The sequence below is a fragment of the Nitrosospira sp. NRS527 genome (assembly GCF_018406445.1).
GTDB lineage: Bacteria > Pseudomonadota > Gammaproteobacteria > Burkholderiales > Nitrosomonadaceae > Nitrosospira > Nitrosospira briensis.
Genome location: NZ_AP024515.1, coordinates 2,810,063 through 2,829,496 on the forward strand (window position 1 = coordinate 2,810,063; position 19,434 = coordinate 2,829,496).

Annotated in this window: 15 protein-coding genes; 9 read left to right on the forward strand and 6 right to left on the reverse strand. The window is 54.3% G+C overall.

Translation table 11 applies throughout. The features are described 5' to 3' along the window. Positions 1-20: 20 nt before the first annotated feature. The 3 genes from KJS40_RS12540 to KJS40_RS12550 are packed head-to-tail and all read left to right on the forward strand — an operon-like array spanning position 21 to position 4,156. Positions 21-1,970 carry a lytic transglycosylase domain-containing protein gene (locus KJS40_RS12540; RefSeq protein WP_213538224.1) on the forward strand — a complete coding sequence of 650 codons (1,950 nt, stop codon included), beginning with the start codon at positions 21-23 and terminating at the stop codon, positions 1,968-1,970. Further along, on the forward strand, positions 1,967-2,899 hold the full coding sequence (locus tag KJS40_RS12545) for a complex I NDUFA9 subunit family protein (RefSeq protein WP_213538227.1): 933 nt from the start codon (positions 1,967-1,969) through the stop codon (positions 2,897-2,899). The genes KJS40_RS12540 and KJS40_RS12545 overlap by 4 nt, the downstream gene beginning before the upstream one ends. 24 nt (positions 2,900-2,923) lie before the next feature. Further along, the gene (locus KJS40_RS12550) at positions 2,924-4,156 is read left to right on the forward strand and encodes a multifunctional CCA addition/repair protein (protein WP_213538229.1); all 1,233 of its coding nucleotides are present in this window, start codon (positions 2,924-2,926) and stop codon (positions 4,154-4,156) included. Between the two features lie 373 nt (positions 4,157-4,529). Here KJS40_RS12550 and msrA read toward each other — a convergent pair whose 3' ends face one another. The 6 genes from msrA to KJS40_RS12580 form a co-directional block, all read right to left on the reverse strand. Next, complete coding sequence (gene msrA / locus KJS40_RS12555; protein WP_213538231.1) at positions 4,530-5,009, reverse strand: peptide-methionine (S)-S-oxide reductase MsrA; 480 nt, start codon at positions 5,007-5,009, stop codon at positions 4,530-4,532. 239 nt (positions 5,010-5,248) lie between these two features. Further along, a complete protein-coding gene (locus KJS40_RS12560) occupies positions 5,249-6,001 on the reverse strand; it encodes an SDR family oxidoreductase (protein ID WP_213538233.1) in 753 nt (250 codons plus the stop codon). Positions 6,002-6,023: 22 nt separating this feature from the next. Beyond that, positions 6,024-6,671 (reverse strand): thiol:disulfide interchange protein DsbA/DsbL, encoded by a 648-nt coding sequence (locus tag KJS40_RS12565; protein WP_213538236.1) that lies wholly within the window; start codon positions 6,669-6,671, stop codon positions 6,024-6,026. A gap of 64 nt (positions 6,672-6,735) precedes the next feature. Beyond that, a complete protein-coding gene (locus KJS40_RS12570; protein WP_213538238.1) occupies positions 6,736-7,341 on the reverse strand; it encodes an SPOR domain-containing protein in 606 nt (201 codons plus the stop codon). 23 nt (positions 7,342-7,364) lie between these two features. Beyond that, on the reverse strand, positions 7,365-9,113 hold the full coding sequence (argS, locus tag KJS40_RS12575) for an arginine--tRNA ligase (protein WP_213538240.1): 1,749 nt from the start codon (positions 9,111-9,113) through the stop codon (positions 7,365-7,367). Positions 9,114-9,355: 242 nt separating this feature from the next. Further along, positions 9,356-10,618, reverse strand: coding sequence for a TIGR03790 family protein (locus KJS40_RS12580; protein ID WP_213538242.1), 1,263 nt, complete (start codon positions 10,616-10,618; stop codon positions 9,356-9,358). Positions 10,619-10,785: 167 nt separating this feature from the next. Between KJS40_RS12580 and KJS40_RS12585 the strand changes: the two genes are divergently transcribed. From KJS40_RS12585 to fumC, 6 genes are all read left to right on the forward strand, one after another. Further along, positions 10,786-11,928, forward strand: a complete 1,143-nt coding sequence (locus KJS40_RS12585) for a rhomboid family intramembrane serine protease (protein WP_213538243.1) — start codon at positions 10,786-10,788, stop codon at positions 11,926-11,928. 448 nt (positions 11,929-12,376) lie between these two features. Then, complete coding sequence (locus tag KJS40_RS12590; protein WP_213538245.1) at positions 12,377-15,232, forward strand: ribonucleoside-diphosphate reductase subunit alpha; 2,856 nt, start codon at positions 12,377-12,379, stop codon at positions 15,230-15,232. Positions 15,233-15,268: 36 nt separating this feature from the next. Then, positions 15,269-16,459, forward strand: coding sequence for a ribonucleotide-diphosphate reductase subunit beta (locus KJS40_RS12595; RefSeq protein WP_213538246.1), 1,191 nt, complete (start codon positions 15,269-15,271; stop codon positions 16,457-16,459). A gap of 165 nt (positions 16,460-16,624) precedes the next feature. Then, positions 16,625-17,140: a hypothetical protein gene (locus KJS40_RS12600; RefSeq protein ID WP_213538247.1), complete on the forward strand. Its 516-nt coding sequence runs from the start codon at positions 16,625-16,627 to the stop codon at positions 17,138-17,140. Between the two features lie 300 nt (positions 17,141-17,440). Beyond that, complete coding sequence (locus tag KJS40_RS12605; protein ID WP_025040793.1) at positions 17,441-17,719, forward strand: hypothetical protein; 279 nt, start codon at positions 17,441-17,443, stop codon at positions 17,717-17,719. 265 nt (positions 17,720-17,984) lie between these two features. Beyond that, positions 17,985-19,382: a class II fumarate hydratase gene (gene fumC / locus KJS40_RS12610; RefSeq protein WP_213538248.1), complete on the forward strand. Its 1,398-nt coding sequence runs from the start codon at positions 17,985-17,987 to the stop codon at positions 19,380-19,382. Positions 19,383-19,434 lie beyond the last annotated feature (52 nt).

Genomic DNA, 19,434 nt, shown 5'->3' on the forward strand with positions numbered 1-19,434 from the left:
TAATTATTTTATAGCAGGTTATGAAAATCTTTTTTGCAATGTTATTTTTCGCTATGTCTGCCGGAACCGTGGCCGCGAGCCAGGATGACGATTTCATGACCATGAGGCAAGCGTTTCAAAATGGCGACGCCAGCCGAGTGGCGGCCTATGCGCAACGCCTGAGAGGGCATGTACTGGAACCCTACGCAATCTACTATCAGCTATACCCGCAGCTTGGGAATATCGACGTGAGCATGCCGGCGGTCCAAGGTTTTCTCGATCGCTACAAGGATAGCCCGTTGAGCGACAGGCTACAGGGTGAATGGCTAAAAAGCCTCGGCAAGGCACAGCAATGGGAATTATTTGCGGAGGGATATCCGGATCTCATCAACAAGGATACTGAACTTACCTGCTATTCACTTCAACACCGCATCGCCGCAAACGATGCCAGTGCATTCACGGAGGCGCGCCCGTTATGGTTTAACGCACGGGACATGCCGGAAAGCTGCACGGCGTTGTTCGATGCGCTGGATGTTGCCGGGAAATTGACGGTGGAAGATGTATGGACGCGCCTGCGTCTCGCGCTCGAAGCAGGCAATGTAGGGGTAGCGAAACGCATCAATGAATATCTACCAGAGAATGAGGCACTCAATACGCGGCAGCTCGACTCTGCCGCAGGGAGCCCGTTGCGCTTTCTGGAAAAACATCGGCATGAGATCAACACTCGCGCTGAGCGTGAAATCGCTCTTTTTGCAATACTGCGTTTACTCCGTAACAACCCCGATCAGGCCTATGCCTATTGGCCGAGAATGCGCGCGCGATTCAGCAATGCGGATCATGCGTATTTCATGGTGCAACTGGCGGATCAGGCGGCGCGAAAGCTGAATCCGCGCGCCCTTGACTGGTTTGCGGAAGCCGCCGGCACTGACACGCCAGTTGCGTTATCGGATGCGCAACTCGGGTGGAAGACACGCGCCGCCCTGCGCGCCGGCGATTGGGGTCTGGTGCTGGATGCGATCGAAGCCATGTCTGCTTCGGAACAGGAGACAGGTGTATGGCGTTACTGGAAAGCGCGGGCGCTGAAAGCCGGAGGCAAGATAACGGAAGCGAATGTTATTTTCGCTCCCTTGAGCACCGAGCACAACTTTTATGGTCAGTTGGCGGAAGAGGAACTGGGCGTCGCGATCGGCGTCGCGACCGAGCCCTATAAACCCACGTCAAAGGAGATTGCCGCCATTGAGCGGCTTCCTGGAATAAAACGGGCGCTTGCCTTGTATCGCCTTAATCTGCGGACAGAGGCCACACGCGAATGGGTCTGGGCAATACGCGATTTCGACGACGGGCGCCTGCTTGCCACCGCTGAAGTTGCGCGGCGTAATGGAATCTATGACCGGGCCATCAATACGGCGGATAAAACGGTACGGCAGCATGATTTCACCCTGCGTTTTCTCGCTCCTCACCGCGATGCGCTGCGTAACCTCGTGAAGCAACAGGAACTCGATGAGGCTTGGGTATACGGCCTCATCCGCCAGGAAAGCCGATTCATCAGTGATGCCAGATCCAGTGCCGGTGCGACGGGCTTGATGCAATTGATGCCGGCTACCGCGAAATGGGTATCGAAAAAAATGGGCATCCGGAAATTTTCCCCCGCACGCGTGTCCGAGATAGACACCAATCTGACCCTGGGTACGTATTATCTCAAGCATGTCCTGACACTTTCCGATAACCAGCCACTGCTGGCTTCTGCCGCCTATAACGCCGGTCCCGGCCGGGCTCAGCAATGGCGCGGCGACAAGCCGATGGAAGGCGCAATTTACGCCGAAACCATCCCTTTCAATGAAACCCGCGACTATGTAAAAAAAGTCATGAGCAACGCAATGTATTATGCCAACACCTTCGGGCATCCAACGACGGCGCTGAAGCATCGGCTTGGGGTTGTGATGTCCCGAGAGGATAGCGAGCAATTTTCAGAAGCGAAAAGTAAACAATGAACATTAAAAATGTCTGCATTTTTGGCGGCAGCGGATTTGTCGGCCGACATCTCGCAAATCTCCTGACCACGCAAGAAATCTATATGCGTATTCCTACGCGCAGCTACAAGCGCGCCAGGGGCCTGCTGGTTTTGCCAACCGTACGCCTGGTAGAAGCGAATATTTACGATGATGCGGAACTTGACCGGCTACTGACAGGCATGGATGCGGTCATCAACCTGGTGGGTATTCTGCATGGGGACTTCAACACTGTGCACGTGGAGCTCCCGCGTAAAATCGCGGCCGCATGCGAGCGCAACGGAATAACGCGCTTACTGCACATGAGTGCACTGAATGCCGGCCCGAGCCAGCCCAGCGCGTATTTGCGCTCCAAGGCCGAAGGCGAAAAAATCATGATGACGTCCGGCTTGGTTACGACCAGCTTCAGGCCGTCCGTTATTTTCGGCCCCGGAGATTCATCGCTCAGCCTGTTTGCCAGGCTGGCGCGGCTACCGGTGTTGCCCCTGGGGTCGCCCAATGCAAAATTTCAGCCGGTATTTGTCAAGGATGTAGCGCATGCATTCGCCGCCAGTTTGACGGCGCCCCACACTTTTGGTCAGCGCTACGATCTGTGCGGCCCACAATGTTACAGCCTGCGGCAGTTGGTGGAATATGCCGCACACGTTACCGGGCATGACCCGGCCATCATCGGCCTCAACGATAGCCTTTCTTATCTGCAGGCGATGATAATGGAGTTTCTACCCGGAAAACTCGTGACCCGCGACAACTATTATTCAATGAAAGTGGACAGCGTCTGCAATTGTGACGACCTTGGCAACTTTACGGAAACCTGGGGCATTCGGCCCACTCCCCTGGAAGAAGTGGCGCCTATATATCTGGCGGGCGATGTGCCGCGGGAACGGTACGATGATTTTCGCGCGGGGCGATAGTCCACCCTTCGAGAGTCGTTCTTAATGAAGACTTATCTGGTCGGTGGTTCCGTTCGCGATGAGATCCTGGGCCTGCCGGTGACCGACCATGACCATGTAGTTGTAGGATCGTCGCCGGACGAGATGATCCGGCTCGGCTACCGTCCGGTAGGAAAAGATTTTCCTGTTTTCCTTCATCCCCGGAGCCAGGAGCAATATGCGCTGGCACGTACCGAGCGTAAGGTGTCACGCGGGTACAAGGGCTTCGAAGTTTATGCCTCGCCTGAAGTTACCTTGCAGGAGGACCTGGCGCGGCGCGATCTCACCATCAATTCTCTGGCCAAGGATCAGGACGGCAATATCATCGACCCGTTTGGCGGCTTGTCCGACCTGGAAGCCGGGCTACTGCGTCACATAAGCCCGGCATTCACTGAAGATCCGGTTCGCGTACTGCGAACCGCCCGTTTTGCCGCCCGCTTCGGTTTTCGAATCGCATCCGAGACCCTCGCACTGATGAGCGAGATGGTGCACAACGGTGAAGTGGATGCGCTGGTACCGGAACGGGTCTGGCAGGAATTTGCACGCGGCTTGATGGAACAACGGCCTTCGCGCATGTTCTATGCGCTTCGCGAGTGTAGCGCGCTCGCCCGCATCATGCCTGAAGTGGACGCCTTGTTCGGGGTACCCCAACCGGCGCAGCACCACCCTGAAATTGATACCGGCGTGCATGTGATGATGGTTATCGATCATGCAGCTTCCAGGAGTTATTCCCTGCCGGTACGGTTCGCCTCGCTGACGCATGATCTTGGCAAAGGCACGACTCCACCGGAGGAATGGCCGCGCCATATCGGTCACGAAGCACGGAGCGTCAAGCTGGTGAAAGACTTATGCGAGCGCATCAGAGTACCTAACGAAGCGCGCGACCTCGCTTTACTGGTCGCACGCTACCATGGCGACGTACATCGCGCCGCAGAACTGCGGCCTGTCACCATCGCCAATATGTTGCAAGGCGTGGATGCATACCGCAAACCGAAACGCTTCGAAGAATTTTTGCAGGCATGCGCCTGCGATTTTCACGGCCGGCCCGGCTATGCGGAAAAGCCTTACCCCCAGGCCGAGCGGTTACATGACGCGTTCGAAGCGGCCAGGAACGTGGATGCAGGCGCAATTGCCGCTGAGTTGACCAAAACCATTTCCGACCCCACTCGCCTGCCGGGCGCGATCAATACCAGGGTGAGCGAGATGCGGATCGCGGAAATCAGAAACCGGTTGGCCTGACGCTGTAAAAGATAAATTGCGGCGACCTGATTAAATCAACCAGTACCACTACACCGCTTTTTTTGGGATGGATGGGGCATGGCGCTATTGATCGGCAATTGTGGGATGGGTTACGGCTCACGCCTTCACCCATCCCACAATTGCTGAGTAGCGATAGATAGGTGAAGCAAAACGCAACCCATCATTCGGGCTGACATCTCACTCTTTACCTTGAGAATCGCTTGGCGCACTTAACAAGATGCGGCGGTATCGGCCGCAAATCGACGTGTATGTTGCCCGGTTTTGATGGGTTGCGCTTCGCTCCACCCATCCTGCAAATCTGTGGAATGAGATACGCAATCTCGCCATCTCTCGCAATGCAGGGCATGGTCCTTCAACTGCGGCAATGGCCCCGGACGCCGCGCTTTTCGAAATAGTGCTGATGGTATTCCTCGGCGGGATAAAACTCGGAGGCCGGCAAAATTTCCGTGACGATAGGGTCGCGCCAGCGCCCGCTTTGCTGTAATTTTTCCCTGGACGCTTTCGCCGCAATCTCCTGCTCAGGCGTATAGAAGAATATAGCCGAGCGGTACTGCGTACCTACGTCCGGCCCCTGCCGATTGCGTGTGGTGGGATTGTGGCAATTCCAGAACACATCGAGCAACCCATCATAATCAACCTGAGATGGATCATATTCCACCTGCACTACCTCAGCATGCCCGGTTTCACCCGAGCATACATCGCGATAGACAGGATTCTTGATATGACCGCCGGCGTACCCGCTTATCACCTCATTCACGCCCTTGACTGCCCGAAAAACAGATTCGACGCCCCAGAAACAACCTGCTCCAAAAATTGCTTTTTCTGTTGTCATTCCGGCACCTCCTCAACGTAACCACGCATAACCACGTAACCGATTTATATGCCCATGCTGATATCGAACGGATCGCCATCGTAACCGGCGGATAGCTTTCGTTCTCAAATCATAAATCCAGAATACCACGCTGGCTGCAAGGCCATCAAACACGATGGAGTAAAATTTAATGCCAGTGCCGGACTACTCTGGAGCCCATCATGGATAACATGCAAAAATCACCAAAAAGTCCGACATGGCTACCTCGGCTTCCGTGGCGCGTTGGCGAATAGGCGGTCATAAAGAAAATTTGGGAGGAATCTTAAAATCCGGGCGACGATGGCCATTTGCCAGGGAATCACGGCGAACAGCATCTTGTTCTCGATAATGCGCACGATTTTTTCAGCAACCTCTTCTGCTGTAAGAAGGAAAGGCATGCGGAAGGGATTATTCGCCGTCATCGGTGTCGCTACGTAGCCGGGACAAATGGTTATGACCGATACGCCATTGCCGTGCATCTCGACCCGCAGGCTTTCGAGATAGCTGATGGCAGCAGCCTTGGAGGCTGAGTAAGCGCCGCTTCCTGGAAGGCCCCGATAGCCCGCAACGCTGGCAATGCCGACCAGGCTGCCTTGTCCGGCTGTCCTCATTACGGAAATAAACGGCTGGAAGAGGTTCACTATGCCAATGACATTGGTGGCGAGGATGCTCTCAAAAACTTCACGATCTTCGGCATATTCGGTAAGCGTGCCGCGGCTGATGCCCGCATTGGCGATGACGATATCGGGGCAGCCATGGCGGCGCATGAAATCGTGCGCTGCGGCCTGCATTGCGCCGGCATCGCGGACATCGGCCACATAGATCGACGCACCCGGTAATTCTGCCGCAAGGGTTTCCAGTAAATCTGCGCGCCGTGCGATCAGGCCCAGCGTTGCCCCCAGACCGGCATAGTGCCGTGCCAATGCGCTACCCAGGCCACTAGATGCCCCACTTATGACGACTTTCAATGGCATCAAACAGCATCTCGATATCGCACTATTTCTTTACTCGCTCCTTACGCACCTTCTCAATCAACTCATCCATCGTTCTGATGGTATCCTCGGGCGTGCCACCCATTTTTCCGCTGGTGAGGTATCTACCGTCCACCACTATCGCCGGCACGCCTGTGAGGCTGTAATCCTTGGACATATGTGTTGACCGCGACGCCTGGTTTTGTACGGAGAAAGAGTTGTAGGCATCGATAAATTTCTTCCGGTCTATCCCCTGCTTCGCCATCCAGTCGAACAATACCTCGTCCTTGGTCAAGTCGATCTTGTCGCGATGAATGGCCTCGTAGACCTTGTCATGCAACCGATCTGTCTCGCCAAGCGCTTCCAGCGCATAGAAGGTTTTTGCGCCGGGAATCCAGTTTGCGCGAAAGATGGCGGGAACGTAACGAAAATTCACATCTTTAGGCTTCCGCTTCAGCCAGGCTTTGATTCGCGGATGAAGTTCGTAGCAATGCGGGCAACCGTACCAGAAGAATTCTATGACTTCAATCTTGCCATCACTGTCGGTCGGTCGAGGTTGGGGCAGAATAGTGTAATCCGTCCCTTCAACAATTTCGGCGCGAGCGGCCGAAATACCGGTGACACTGATGCCGACCAGAAAGAGGACCGCCGCAAGCAACCGCAATGAACTCATTTTGTTCTCCTGGAAATAGACTGTATATTTATTCGCGCCGAAAGCGAGACTAGAAATCCCTGTCTTACTGCATCCCTTCATGTGTTTTGATGAGACTGCTTTGCACGCCGCTTTGTTGCAGAGATGCGCGCACCCGGTCGCCATCTGCAGCACTGGAAAAAGGGCCTACGCGTACCCTGTGCCAAGTACCTTTTTCCGGCAAATTGGCAGCTTGAACTGACGCTTCCACCCCGAGCATGGCAAGTTTCGCTTTCAAATTATCCGCGTCATCGGCATTCTGGAAAGACCCTGCCTGGAGAAAATACTTATCCTGCGAAGAAGTCCGCTGCGCAGCCTGCTTGATCTGGTGCTCCGGCACGGGCTCCTCGGCATCGGGCAGGATTTTATAGAATTCGAAGCGTGGTTTGGCATCGGCAACGCTGGCTGGCTTGGCTTCCGTGCCGGAGGATTGTGCCGCCCTTTCAGTTTGGGTTATGGCACTTTTTGCCGCGGCGCTATCCACCACTTTGTCCTGGGATATAAATGGGCTGGGCGCCTGATTGATATACATCCAAGTGCCAATGGCACTGAGAAGGCCCAGCGCATAGCCGATAAACACCCCCAGGAGAAGCGTATTCCTGCTTTTGGCGGAAATTGAAGAGTTGGTGTGGGTTTTATAATCTCGGCTCATGGGAAGCATATACAATAGGGTGGCTACATTTTAGCCGGCGCGCTTACGCCCAGCAGTTTCAGACCATTGCTCAATATTTGCCGTATCGCGGCAACCAGCCCTAACCGAGCCAGCCGCAGCGGAATTTCCGGAACGAGAAAACGGGTAGCATTATAGTAACTGTGAAACTCACCCGCCAGTTCCCTGAGATAGAAGGCGATCAGATGAGGAGAAAGTTCCTTCGCCGCTGCCTCCACCATTTCAGGATAATCGATCAGCTTCTGCAAAAGAGATAATTCAGCGGGGTCTATAAGTGGAGACATATCCGCTGTGCGAAGCAACACCGGGTCTTCACCCCATTGTTCCAGCACGCTGCAAACCCTTGCATGGGCATATTGCACATAATAAACGGGATTATCGTTACTTTGCGATTTAGCCAGGTCCAGGTCAAAATCCAGATGCTGGTCGCTTTTACGCAATACGTAAAAAAAGCGTGCTGCGTCGTTCCCCACTTCCTGGCGTAATTCACGCAACGTGACGAATTCCCCCGAACGGGTGGACATGGGCGCTTTTTTTCCGTCGCGGTAGAGCACCGCGAACTGCACCAGCGCAATTTCAAGTTTTCCGGGATCGATAGCCAGCGCTTTCATCGCGCCTTTTACCCGTGGAATATATCCGTGATGGTCGGCCCCCCAGACATCGATGATGCGTTCGAAGCCGCGTTCGAACTTGTTGAGATGATAAGCGATATCTGAAGCGAAATAAGTAAACTGCCCGTTTTCCCGCTGAACCACCCGGTCTTTTTCATCGCCGAAATCGGTTGATCGGAACCACTGGGCGCCATCCTGCTGATATAGATAGCGTCCCTGTTCGAGCAATTGGACCGCATGTGCCACGTCACCGTTATCGAACAATGATTGCTCGGAAAACCATGTATCAAAAGCGACACCGAATTCCATCAAGTCATTGCGGCAGTCGCCCAATTGCTCGGTCAGGACGAAATTGTGAATGTATGCGTAATCCTGCCCCAGCAGTTTTTTGGCTTTGGCGATCAGTCCGTCGAGGTCTGCTTCGGTACCGGTTTCCGCTTCCTCCGAGATACCTTCGAACAGCAGGTCAGGCCGATGCACATACCGCCCTGCATGCGCCTTGTAGATCAGGCGTGCCATATCGCGCACGTACTGGCCTTGGTAAGCATTGCCGGGGAAGCGTGAAGTGACCCCGTTCAGCTCCAGATAACGCAGCCAGGTGGAAAGCGCAAGAATATCCATCTGACGTCCGGCATCATTGACATAATACTCACGCGCGACGGAATAACCCGCAGCCGCCAGCACATTGGCAAGGCTTGCGCCGAATGCCGCACCTCGCCCATGCCCGACGTGCAAGGGTCCGGTCGGATTGGCCGAAACGAATTCCACTTGTACCTTTTTACCTGCGCCCAGATTAATATGGCCGAACTGCTCGCCACTTTCCAGCACGTAACGGGGAAACTGCTGCTTGGCGGAAGTCGTGAGAAATAAATTAATAAAGCCGGCACCCGCGACCTCTATCTTTTCGAGATAGGGTGAGGCGGAAAGCACGTCGACGAGCAGCGCGGCGATCTCACGCGGACTTTGGCGCAGCGGCTTGGCCAATTGCATCGCGAGGTTACAGGAGTAATCACCATGGTTCGCTTGGCGGGGGCGTGCAAACTCTATATTCGCCTCCAGTGCTGAGGGTCCCATTTCGCTCAAGGGCGTCCGCAGGAGCTCGGCAAAATGGGATTTAAAGTTGGGCTGGACTGGAGGAATCATAACAATAGCGAGAGGTTGGCAGCGGTTATTATAACGACGTTGGGATGAGTTACGCTGCCAGTTTGATTGGCGCAGCGATAGACGGAAGGGGAAAACCACCTCTAATTCGCTATGGCGGCGCGCTCCAGGCGATTGCGCATATTAAGAATAGCGTAAAATTGGCTATTTACCGGGCAAGCGCCGGATCAATTCGGCATAAATCGGCGTATCAGCATATCAGGCGATGAGCCAGGCCGCCCCTTTCACCATTGCAATCTGAGGTAGCCTTCTTTTTCAGCGAAATTGAAGCGTATTATATTAGCGCCGCGGTTTATCCGTGGCCGCTGAGCGAGAGCCTTGTATGGACCCACCGCTGAGCTGGATCGCTCCATGCGAAGCCGCCGTTGGCGCGGCGAAAAAATGTGCAGCTCGAACTGGCCCGCACGAATTTCTTTCAGTTCCGGAGCGAATGGCTGGGCCAGCGGTTCACCCACGAACACGCCCTCGCCCGGCCATGCCACGCTCTTCCAATAGGATTCGATGGCGCTTTCGCCAAGCGCGTAGTGAAACATGGCAACGGCGGGAAAAGGGAACTTCTGCATATGGTTGCATGGTTCGACCACGGTCCCGTAACTGGCGGTGGCGCCCGCTTCCAGCCAGCGCAGGCTGCTCATCTGCATTGAATCGGTAAGCTGACCGCCGGCCGAAGTCAAATGATCAGCCAACGCGCCCGGCAGAAAATCTAGTGTATGGAGTTGCGGTACGTTGGCCAGGCCGGTGAAATAAAACAGAACATCGTGCCGGCCTGAAATTGCTTCGGTTTCCAGGATTTCGATGGGAAAAACACCGGCCAGTTCTTTTGCGGCCAGCTCGAAATAGCTGGCTCGCACACTGCGTGCCTTGTCGGGCGTTATTACCAGGTAAGCGTGTCCTTTGGGAAAACTGCGATCAGAGGCGACTCCCCGATCGATCAGTGCCTTGACCTGCTCGAAATCGGTGCCGGCCAGCATCATAGCCGGTCGTATATTATGGTCGCTGACAGGATGAAGACTGGACGAGTTGAAGTATGGGCTGGGTCTGGTAGGGCTACACTTGGATGAGCAATAGTGCTCGTCGAAGCCAAAGGCCAGCGCCGAGGTCAGCGACATGCAAGCTACCCGGTAGGGAAGCGTCCACGCGACCGCGTAGGCTTGAATGTGAGGGGGCGTAGCCTGATCGATTTCCGCCTTCAGTTGCTGAAACTCATCCCTTGAGAGGGCGTTCCGGCCGGACGGAAAGTTCAGATGTATCATGTTGGCTGCCGGGATATGGCGCGCCTTCTGGTAGTAATCAGCCACTTCAAGGGATTGAGGATCGCTGTCGTTAATGATGACAGCAAGCTCATCCGGCGCCAACCCCGTGCGCGGTAGCTCGATTCTCGCTTGAGCATGGACAGGCATTGGCCCGGACATCAGAGCGATCAGCAGGACGGTGAGACAGGTCAGAAACTTCCAGTCTGCAAATCGCGGGCGGGCCAGGCGTTCCATCGAAGATGCACGTAGAGGCGCCAATTCCCAGGCAAATAACCCCGGCCCTGAAGCCGGGGCCAGAAAATTCCGGTTTTGAGAAACATCCTTATTCCTCAAGCATATAAAATAAGCAGGCTTCATCCTCGTGCATAATAAACGCTCTGCGAAAATGCGTCCATTGTCCCATGCTGCCTCTACATGATCTTCTCCACCAGCGGTTGCCCGGCATTCCCATTACCAAACTGCTGGTCGCCGTCAATCTGCTGGTCTTCGCCGCCATGCTCGTGGGCGGGGCGGGGTTGTGGCATTCGTCCAATAGCGTGCAATTGGCCTGGGGCGCAAATTTTGGTCCGGCTACGCAAGACGGCGAATGGTGGCGCCTGGGTACTGCGCTATTCCTCCACTTTGGCGCCGTCCACCTGACGTTGAATCTCTGGGCGCTTTGGGACGCCGGGCAACTCGTTGAACGGATGTACGGGCACACCCGCTTTGCCTGCATCTATTTCGCCAGCGGCCTGACGGGTAACCTGCTGTCACTCGTTGCCCATAGAGGATTAGCCATCTCCGGCGGTGCTTCAGGCGCCATTTTTGGCCTGTTTGGCGCCCTGCTCATATTTCTCTGGCGCGAGCGCCACAATCTGCATCCGAAGGAATTTCGCTGGTTTTTCTGGGGTGCCGCGGGTTTTGCGCTTGCCAGCCTTGTCCTCGGCCTTTTGATTCCCGGCATCGACAATGCGGCGCATATCGGCGGTTTTTTTTCCGGAATACTCGGCGGAATAATACTTGCACAGCCTGCCGGTAGAACAGAACGTCGATTCCGCCACATCCGCCCGTTTGCCGGAGCCGCTTTTGCACTTGCAATTGTCATCCTCGTCAGCCAGGTGCCCGTGCGCACTTATCGCTGGAGCGAAGAGGTGCTGGCGCGCAAGGAGATCGGGGAATTTTTGCGGGACGACGCAGCGATCACGCAGTCCTGGCAGAGCATACTTGATAAGGCCAGGCAAGACGGCATCTCATTCGACGAACTGGCAGGACGTATCGACACGTCTGTTGCCGACCGCTATGAAGAAAGCTTTGAGCTGCTCTCCGAGCTTCCGCCCAACCCTGCCCTGCCCTCCGCCGCTACCGTGGAAATACTGCGCCATTATGCCGAGCGCCGCAGGGATGCGTCACGTGCCTTGGCGGAGGGATTGCGCGCCAACAAGCCCGAGCAGATCCGCGACGCCCTGGAAATGGAAAAACAATCGCGGCAGCTCGCTCAACCTGAAAAAGATGAACTTTCCAGGCCAAAGCGCGCTGGGCAAGATAAAGACAAAAATACGAACTGAAATGAGTGGGATAACCACTATCGAATCGATGCACACGTCGTAGCCGGATCAATGTTTCATATGCCTCCATACGGTTTTAGCAGGATGGGCGGAACGTACGCAACCCATCATTGGGTTATTCTCATATCAAGTGAAGGTGATAACGTGATGGTCCTGGTCTATGATAGTGAAACATGTAAACAGCAAGCGATAAGCGTTACCGCACCCGGGTACGAGGCAGTGCCGCGCGCTGCCGGCAACCCGGACTTCAGCCCGCCAGTATGCTTTAATCCCATGAAAAGTTTTTGACATACCTCAAAAAATATTGCACTGTGTGCACTAGTTCTAGTAAAATGTATCCTATCTTGATACTAGATGTAGTGGTTTACGGATTTATCGATATCCACAGCCCCCCGCTTCAGCCATGGGGAAGAAGCCGCTTTCCCAGTATAGATGAGGAGAATCCGACATGCAGCTTGCAACAGATCACATGAACCGTCCGGCAGTAGCAGGGCACGAACTTTCTTCAACCCTTCCCACTCAGGACACCCGGTATTCCCAATACAAAATCATTCGTCGCAATGGTTCTGTGGCCGCGTTCGAGCCGGCCAAGATTTCCATTGCCATGACAAAAGCATTCATCGCCGTCAATGGCGGCCAAGGTGCGGCTTCCGCCAGGGTACGGGAACTGGTGGCACGGCTGACCGATGACGTGGTCAATGCATTGATACGCCGCCAGCCTTCAGGCGGGACTTTTCATATCGAGGACATTCAGGACCAGGTGGAGCTCGCGTTGATGCGCTCTGGAGAGCATGATGTGGCGCGCGCTTATGTGCTCTACCGCGAGGATCGCGCACGCAAGCGGGCGAGACAGAAAGAAATGGGCGTGGTGGAAGCACCGGCCAGCGTTCTGAATGTAATCGAGAACGGTATCAGGATCCCTCTGGATACGGCACGCCTGCTGACGCTGATCGAATCTTCCTGCTCAGGCCTGGGCGAAGTGGTGAACCCGGCGCTGATACTGAAAGCCACATTGAAGGACTTGTACGATGGCGTCCCTCTGGAAGAAGTAAGAAAATCGCTGGTTCTGTCGGCACGCGCGCTAATTGAAAAAGAGCCGGCCTACAGCTATGTCACTGCGCGGTTGTTGTTGCATTCCCTCCGTTTCGAAGTGCTGGGCGAAGAAGTCCTGCAGCAGGAAATGTCCGATCGCTATGCAGCGTATTTTCCTGAATTTATCAAACGCGGCATCGATGCGGAATTGCTGGATGAGCGTCTGGCGCAGTTTGATCTGCCGCGTTTGGCCAAGGCGCTGGATGCCAGCCGCGACCTCAAATTTGGCTATCTCGGTTTGCAAACCTTGTATGATCGTTATTTCCTGCATATACAGGACAGTCGCATCGAGCTGCCGCAGGCATTTTTCATGCGTGTGGCAATGGGGCTTGCGCTGAACGAAATTGACCGGGAGGGACGCGCGTTGGAGTTCTACCACGTACTCTCGAACTTCGACTTCATGAGCTCCACTCCAACCCTGTTTAATTCGGGAACCCGCCGTTCGCAATTGTCTTCGTGCTATCTCACCACGGTGCCGGATAATCTCGACGGTATTTATGAGGCAATCAAGGAGAACGCCCTGCTCGCCAAGTATGCCGGGGGACTGGGCAATGATTGGACGCCGGTACGGGCGATGGGCTCGCACATCAAGGGTACGAACGGCAAGTCGCAAGGCGTGGTGCCTTTCCTCAAGGTGGTGTCCGACACTGCGGTAGCGGTAAATCAGGGCGGCAAGCGCAAAGGCGCAGTTTGCGCCTACCTGGAATCGTGGCACCTGGATGTCGAGGAGTTTCTGGATTTGCGCAAGAATACCGGCGATGACCGCCGCCGCACTCATGACATGAATACCGCCAACTGGGTTCCCGACCTGTTCATGAAGCGCGTCATGGAGGGCGGGGAGTGGACACTTTTTTCACCCTCGGACGCGCCCGACCTGCATGAAAAATTCGGCAAGCCGTTCGAGCAGGCTTATCTTGCCTACGAGGAGAAGGTCGCGCGCGGCGAACTCAGCCTGCACAAGAAGATTCCCGCGCAGCAGTTATGGCGCAAAATGCTCAGCATGTTATTTGAAACCGGACACCCATGGATCACTTTCAAGGATGCCTGCAATATTCGCTCGCCGCAAAGCCACATTGGTGTCGTGCATAGCTCAAATCTCTGTACCGAGATAACCCTCAATACCAATGATCACGAAATCGCCGTGTGCAATCTGGGGTCGGTCAATCTGGCGGCACATATTGCCGACGGCGAACTCGATGCCGTCAAGCTCAAGCGCACTATCAGCACCGCCATGCGCATGCTGGACAATGTGATCGATATCAATTTCTACGCCGTCGCCAAGGCGCGGAATGCGAACCTCAAGCATCGTCCGGTGGGACTGGGCATCATGGGCTTTCAGGATTGCCTGCATATGCTGCGCATCCCCTATGCATCGAATGAGGCAGTGGAATTTGCCGATCACACAATGGAAGCGGTTGCTTACCACACCTATTGGGCCTCCACCGAATTGGCCGAAGAGCGCGGACGTTATGCTTCCTATCGCGGCAGCCTGTGGGATCGTGGGATTCTGCCTCAGGATACGCTCGATCTTTTACGCGAAGAGCGCGGCGGTTACATCGAGGTAGACAGGTCGGCCACGCTTGAATGGGATGCGCTGCGCGAACGTATAAAAGAACATGGGATGCGCAACTCCAACTGCCTGGCAATTGCCCCAACCGCGACCATTTCCAATATTATCGGCGTATCCGCCAGCATCGAACCGGCCTTCAAGAACCTTTACGTCAAGTCCAATTTATCGGGCGAATTCACCATGGCGAATGAATTCCTGGTGAACGACCTTAAAAAACTGGGCCTCTGGGACGAGGTCATGATTTCGGACCTGAAGTATTTTGATGGCGCCCTGGGCCAGATAGACCGGGTGCCGGCCGATATTCGCAGACTATATACCACCGCCTTCGAGTTCGATCCGCAGTGGTTGATCGAGGCAGCGGCGCGGCGGCAGAAGTGGATCGACCAGGCACAATCGCTCAATATCTATATGGCGGGAGTATCCGGGAAAAAACTGGATGAGACTTATAAACTGGCCTGGCTGCGCGGCTTGAAAACCACCTATTATTTGCGCTCGCTCGGCGCGACTTCAGCGGAAAAATCCACGGGCAGGGCAGGCTCCCTGAACGCGGTGCCCATAGAAGGAAACATGCCGATGGGTGCGACGGCAACTGACGTGAGTTATTGCGGCATCGATGATCCCGAGTGCGAGTCATGCCAATAATAATTCGCAAGGAATCGGAAAATAAAGGAGAAGGATATGCTGACATTTGAGGACTATACAGTGCAATCGGGAATGCCAAGAATAAATGGCGCGTCGAGCGACGCAAAAGTGCTGACTGCATCCAGGCTGAGCCCACAGGACGCCGGTTCGAATGGATCTGAAGCGCAGAATGGCGAAAATAATGATAGCCCCGTTGCCGATAATATAAATCGGCGCCTGTCGGTTGAAGACAAGCGCATCATCAATTGCAAGGCGGACGTCAATCAACTGGTGCCGTTCAAGTACAAGTGGGCATGGGAGAAGTATCTTTCCGCCTGCGCTAACCATTGGATGCCGCAGGAAATCAACATGAGCGCAGATATCGCCTTATGGAAAGACCCCAATGGGCTGACCGAGGATGAACGCCGCCTGATCAAGCGGAACCTGGGCTTTTTTGTTACCGCTGATTCGCTGGCCGCCAACAATATCGTACTCGGCACCTATCGCCACATCACCAACCCGGAATGCCGGCAGTATCTGTTGCGCCAGGCGTTTGAAGAAGCGATCCATACGCATGCTTATCAATACATTGTCGAATCGCTGGGTCTGGACGAGGGGGAAATTTTCAACGCCTATCATGAGGTGGCGTCAATTCGGGAAAAAGACGAGTTCCTGATTCCATTCATCGACACACTCACTGATCCGGCGTTCGAGACCGGCACACCTGAAGCCGATCAGAAGTTGTTGAGGAGCCTGATCGTATTCGCCTGCATCATGGAAGGACTGTTCTTTTACGTGGGTTTCGTACAAATTCTGGCGCTCGGCAGGCAGAACAAAATGACCGGGGCAGCGGAACAGTATCAATATATTCTGCGCGACGAATCCATGCACTGCAATTTCGGCATAGATGTCGTTAACCAGGTCAAAATGGAAAATCCGCATTTATGGACCAAGGCGTTCCGTGATGAAATCAGCGCGCTGATGCAAAAAGCGGTGGAACTGGAGTACCGTTATGCGGAGGATACGTTGCCGCGTGGTGTCCTCGGATTGAATGCGCCGATGTTCAAGGAATACCTGCGCTATATCGCCAATCGCCGCTGTCAGCAGATCGGTCTGGATATCCTCTATCCGGGCGCCAGCAATCCTTTTCCCTGGATGTCGGAAATGATCGACCTGAAAAAGGAAAAAAACTTTTTTGAAACCCGCGTTACGGAGTACCAGACCGGGGGAGCACTAAGCTGGGATTGAATAGAGAAACCGAATCAATATGCTTGATCTTTATACTGGCCGGTAACATTGTGGAATCTGCATATGGCGATAAATGTAGTAGTGTGACATGCTGTAAGCCCTGAGTAATCTTACCTGGAGGTTGAAATGGCGACTACCAAGAAATCCGCGACAAAGAAACCGGCCGTGGCGAAATCCGCAACCGTAAAAAAGCCCGCAACCAGCAAAAAAACATCAATCAAGAAAGCAGCAGCGGAGGAGTCAGCCGAGAAAGCCGAGAGCAAGACCGCTGCTTCAATCAAGAAACCTGTAGCAAAAGCGACCGCTTCCACAACGGCCTCGGCTGAGCAAGAAAAAATGACAGCCCAAAAGTCGGTTAAAAAAGCGTCCAAGAAGGCAGTCGAGGAACCCGCGGAGAAAAAGACCGAGAAAAAAGCCAAGAAAAAAACCGAAAAAAAGGCCGAAAAGAAATCTTCCGCCTCAACCAGCAAGTCGGCAGCAAAGAAAGATACGGCGGAAAAGACAATCTCTCCAGGCAAAAAAGCCAGCGCGAAGAAATCCGAAGGGAAGGCGGCTTCGGCTAAAACCGGAATTGAGAAAAAGACGAAGAAAGCAACCGGCAAAAAAAAAAGGCTAAAATCAGCTAAAATCAGCAGCTCGGTTCCGAGCTGGCCATTTCCCCTTTCAGGATCAGACTCCTGAGTCTGGGGTTGGCATTGCGGATTAGCCTGCTACGGAGAAGTGATAAGCCGGTCCGGCAGTCATAGATATAAACGCTGCCTTCCCTTTTTAATAGTTCACACATTGAAACACCGAAAATCGGTTGCTCTTTCTGTCGATCGAAAGTAGCTCCCGACTTCCTATTCCCATACGTGCCACCGTGCAACCGACCCGTCAATAATCATTATCTTTTCTCTGCACTGATTATTTACGCTAGTAAAATTTTGCGGACGAGGTTAACATTAAAGCCGGTTCAACCTGTAAATCCTAGTGGAGGTAGTCATGGATTATAAAATTCCACCAGCGTCACGCGATTACGACACCAAGCGTATTGTCGAACGTCCCGATGGTTTTTATTGGCATGATGAGCAGGAGAGCGGCAGGATTTTTGGTCCCTTTCCAACGCTGCTCGAAGCTACGCAGGATATGGAATACAATGCGGAATCCGATTATGAGCCTGGGGAAACCCTGGAGCAGGCGGAAGAAGAGATTGGGATATCCGACTGGATCGATCCTGAAACCGGCCAGCCTGGTGAAGCCTCATTCCGTCTTGAAAATTGACCTGCGCGGTTTTGATTTTGCAGATTGATCGCTGGCCCGGCATGAGTTGGCCGAAAATCCGGAAACAAACCCATCGATTCGGCCAGCCTGGGCGCTCGTGATGGTAAACCTTGGGAAGAGGCCTAAAAACCAATCTCGACCGCTTGTCGTGCGATTTCCCGGCACTGCGCTTTATCCTCTGGTACCGAATCGGCCGCCAAATTCGGCTTCAGTTCTGGCCAGGTGTTCAGAACTGCCTCACCTGTTTATCTAGCCGAAGGTCTACATGAGTTACCGCGAAGAACGTGACAGCATGGGCGTGATGCAAGTGCCTGCCAGCGCGCTGTGGGGTGCGCAGACGCAGCGTTCGCTGCAGAACTTCAAAATCTCCTTCGAACGCATCCCTTTCGCACTGCTTCACGCACTCGCGCTGGTAAAACGTGCAGCAGCCTGCGTCAATCACGATTTGGGTCTGCTGGATGCCGATGTCGCCGCTGCCATTATGCAAGCTGCCGATGAGGTGGTTTCAGGTCGCCATGATGCGGAATTTCCCCTTGTGGTATGGCAGACAGGCTCCGGTACCCAGACCAACATGAACATGAATGAGGTACTGGCGAACCGCGCTTCCGAGTTGCTTGGGGGCGGGCGCGGGGCCGAATGCAAGATCCATCCCAACGACGACGTGAACAAGGGGCAATCGTCCAACGACGTGTTTCCTTCAGCGATGCATGTGGCGGCGGTACGCTCGATCGATCAACGATTGATACCCGCCATTGTTGCGCTGAGGCAGACTTTGGCTGCCAAGGCGGAGGAATTTTTCGGTATCGTCAAAATCGGCCGTACTCATCTGCAGGATGCGACGCCCCTGACATTGGGGCAGGAGTTCTCGGGTTATGTTTCGCAGTTGGATCACGGACTGGCGCATGTAAACGCATCGCTTCCCCATTTGCATGAACTGGCCTTGGGTGGGACCGCGGTGGGAACAGGTCTGAACACCCACCCTGAATTTGCCGGCCGCATAGCAGCGGAATTGGCAAGACTGACAAATCTGCCGTTTGTCACCGCGACCAATAAGTTTGAGGCGCTTGCCGCTAATGATGCGCTGGTTCATGCCCATGGCGCGCTGAAGACGCTGGCCGCATCATTGATGAAGATCGCTAATGATATCCGTTGGCTCGCTTCCGGCCCCCGCTGTGGTATCGGGGAATTAAAAATCCCCGAAAATGAGCCGGGCAGTTCCATTATGCCGGGAAAGGTCAATCCTACTCAATCGGAAGCGATGCTCATGATTTGTTGCCAGGTGATGGGTAACGACGTAGCGATTAATTTTGGTGGGTCCATGGGGAATTTTGAGCTGAACGTCATGAAGCCGCTTATCATCCATAACTTTCTGCAAAGTATTCGCCTGCTTGCGGATGGCATGACGAGTTTCAACGACCATTGCGCGACGGGGATGACAGCCAATATCGAACGTATCGATGAGTTGGTGCATAATTCGCTGATGCTTGTGACAGCGCTCACGCCTTATATCGGCTATGATGTCGCAGCGGAAATCGCCAAGAAAGCGCATCGAGAAGACACGCCGCTGAGAGAAGCGGCGATTGCCTCGGGTTACGTTACAGCCGAGCAATTTGATGGCTGGGTAAGGCCGGAGAATATGATAGGGACAGGCAGGCGGAATTAAAATTACTCATCCCGAATTTTCCAGAGCGGCCACGGGTCAGGGCATCGTCGGC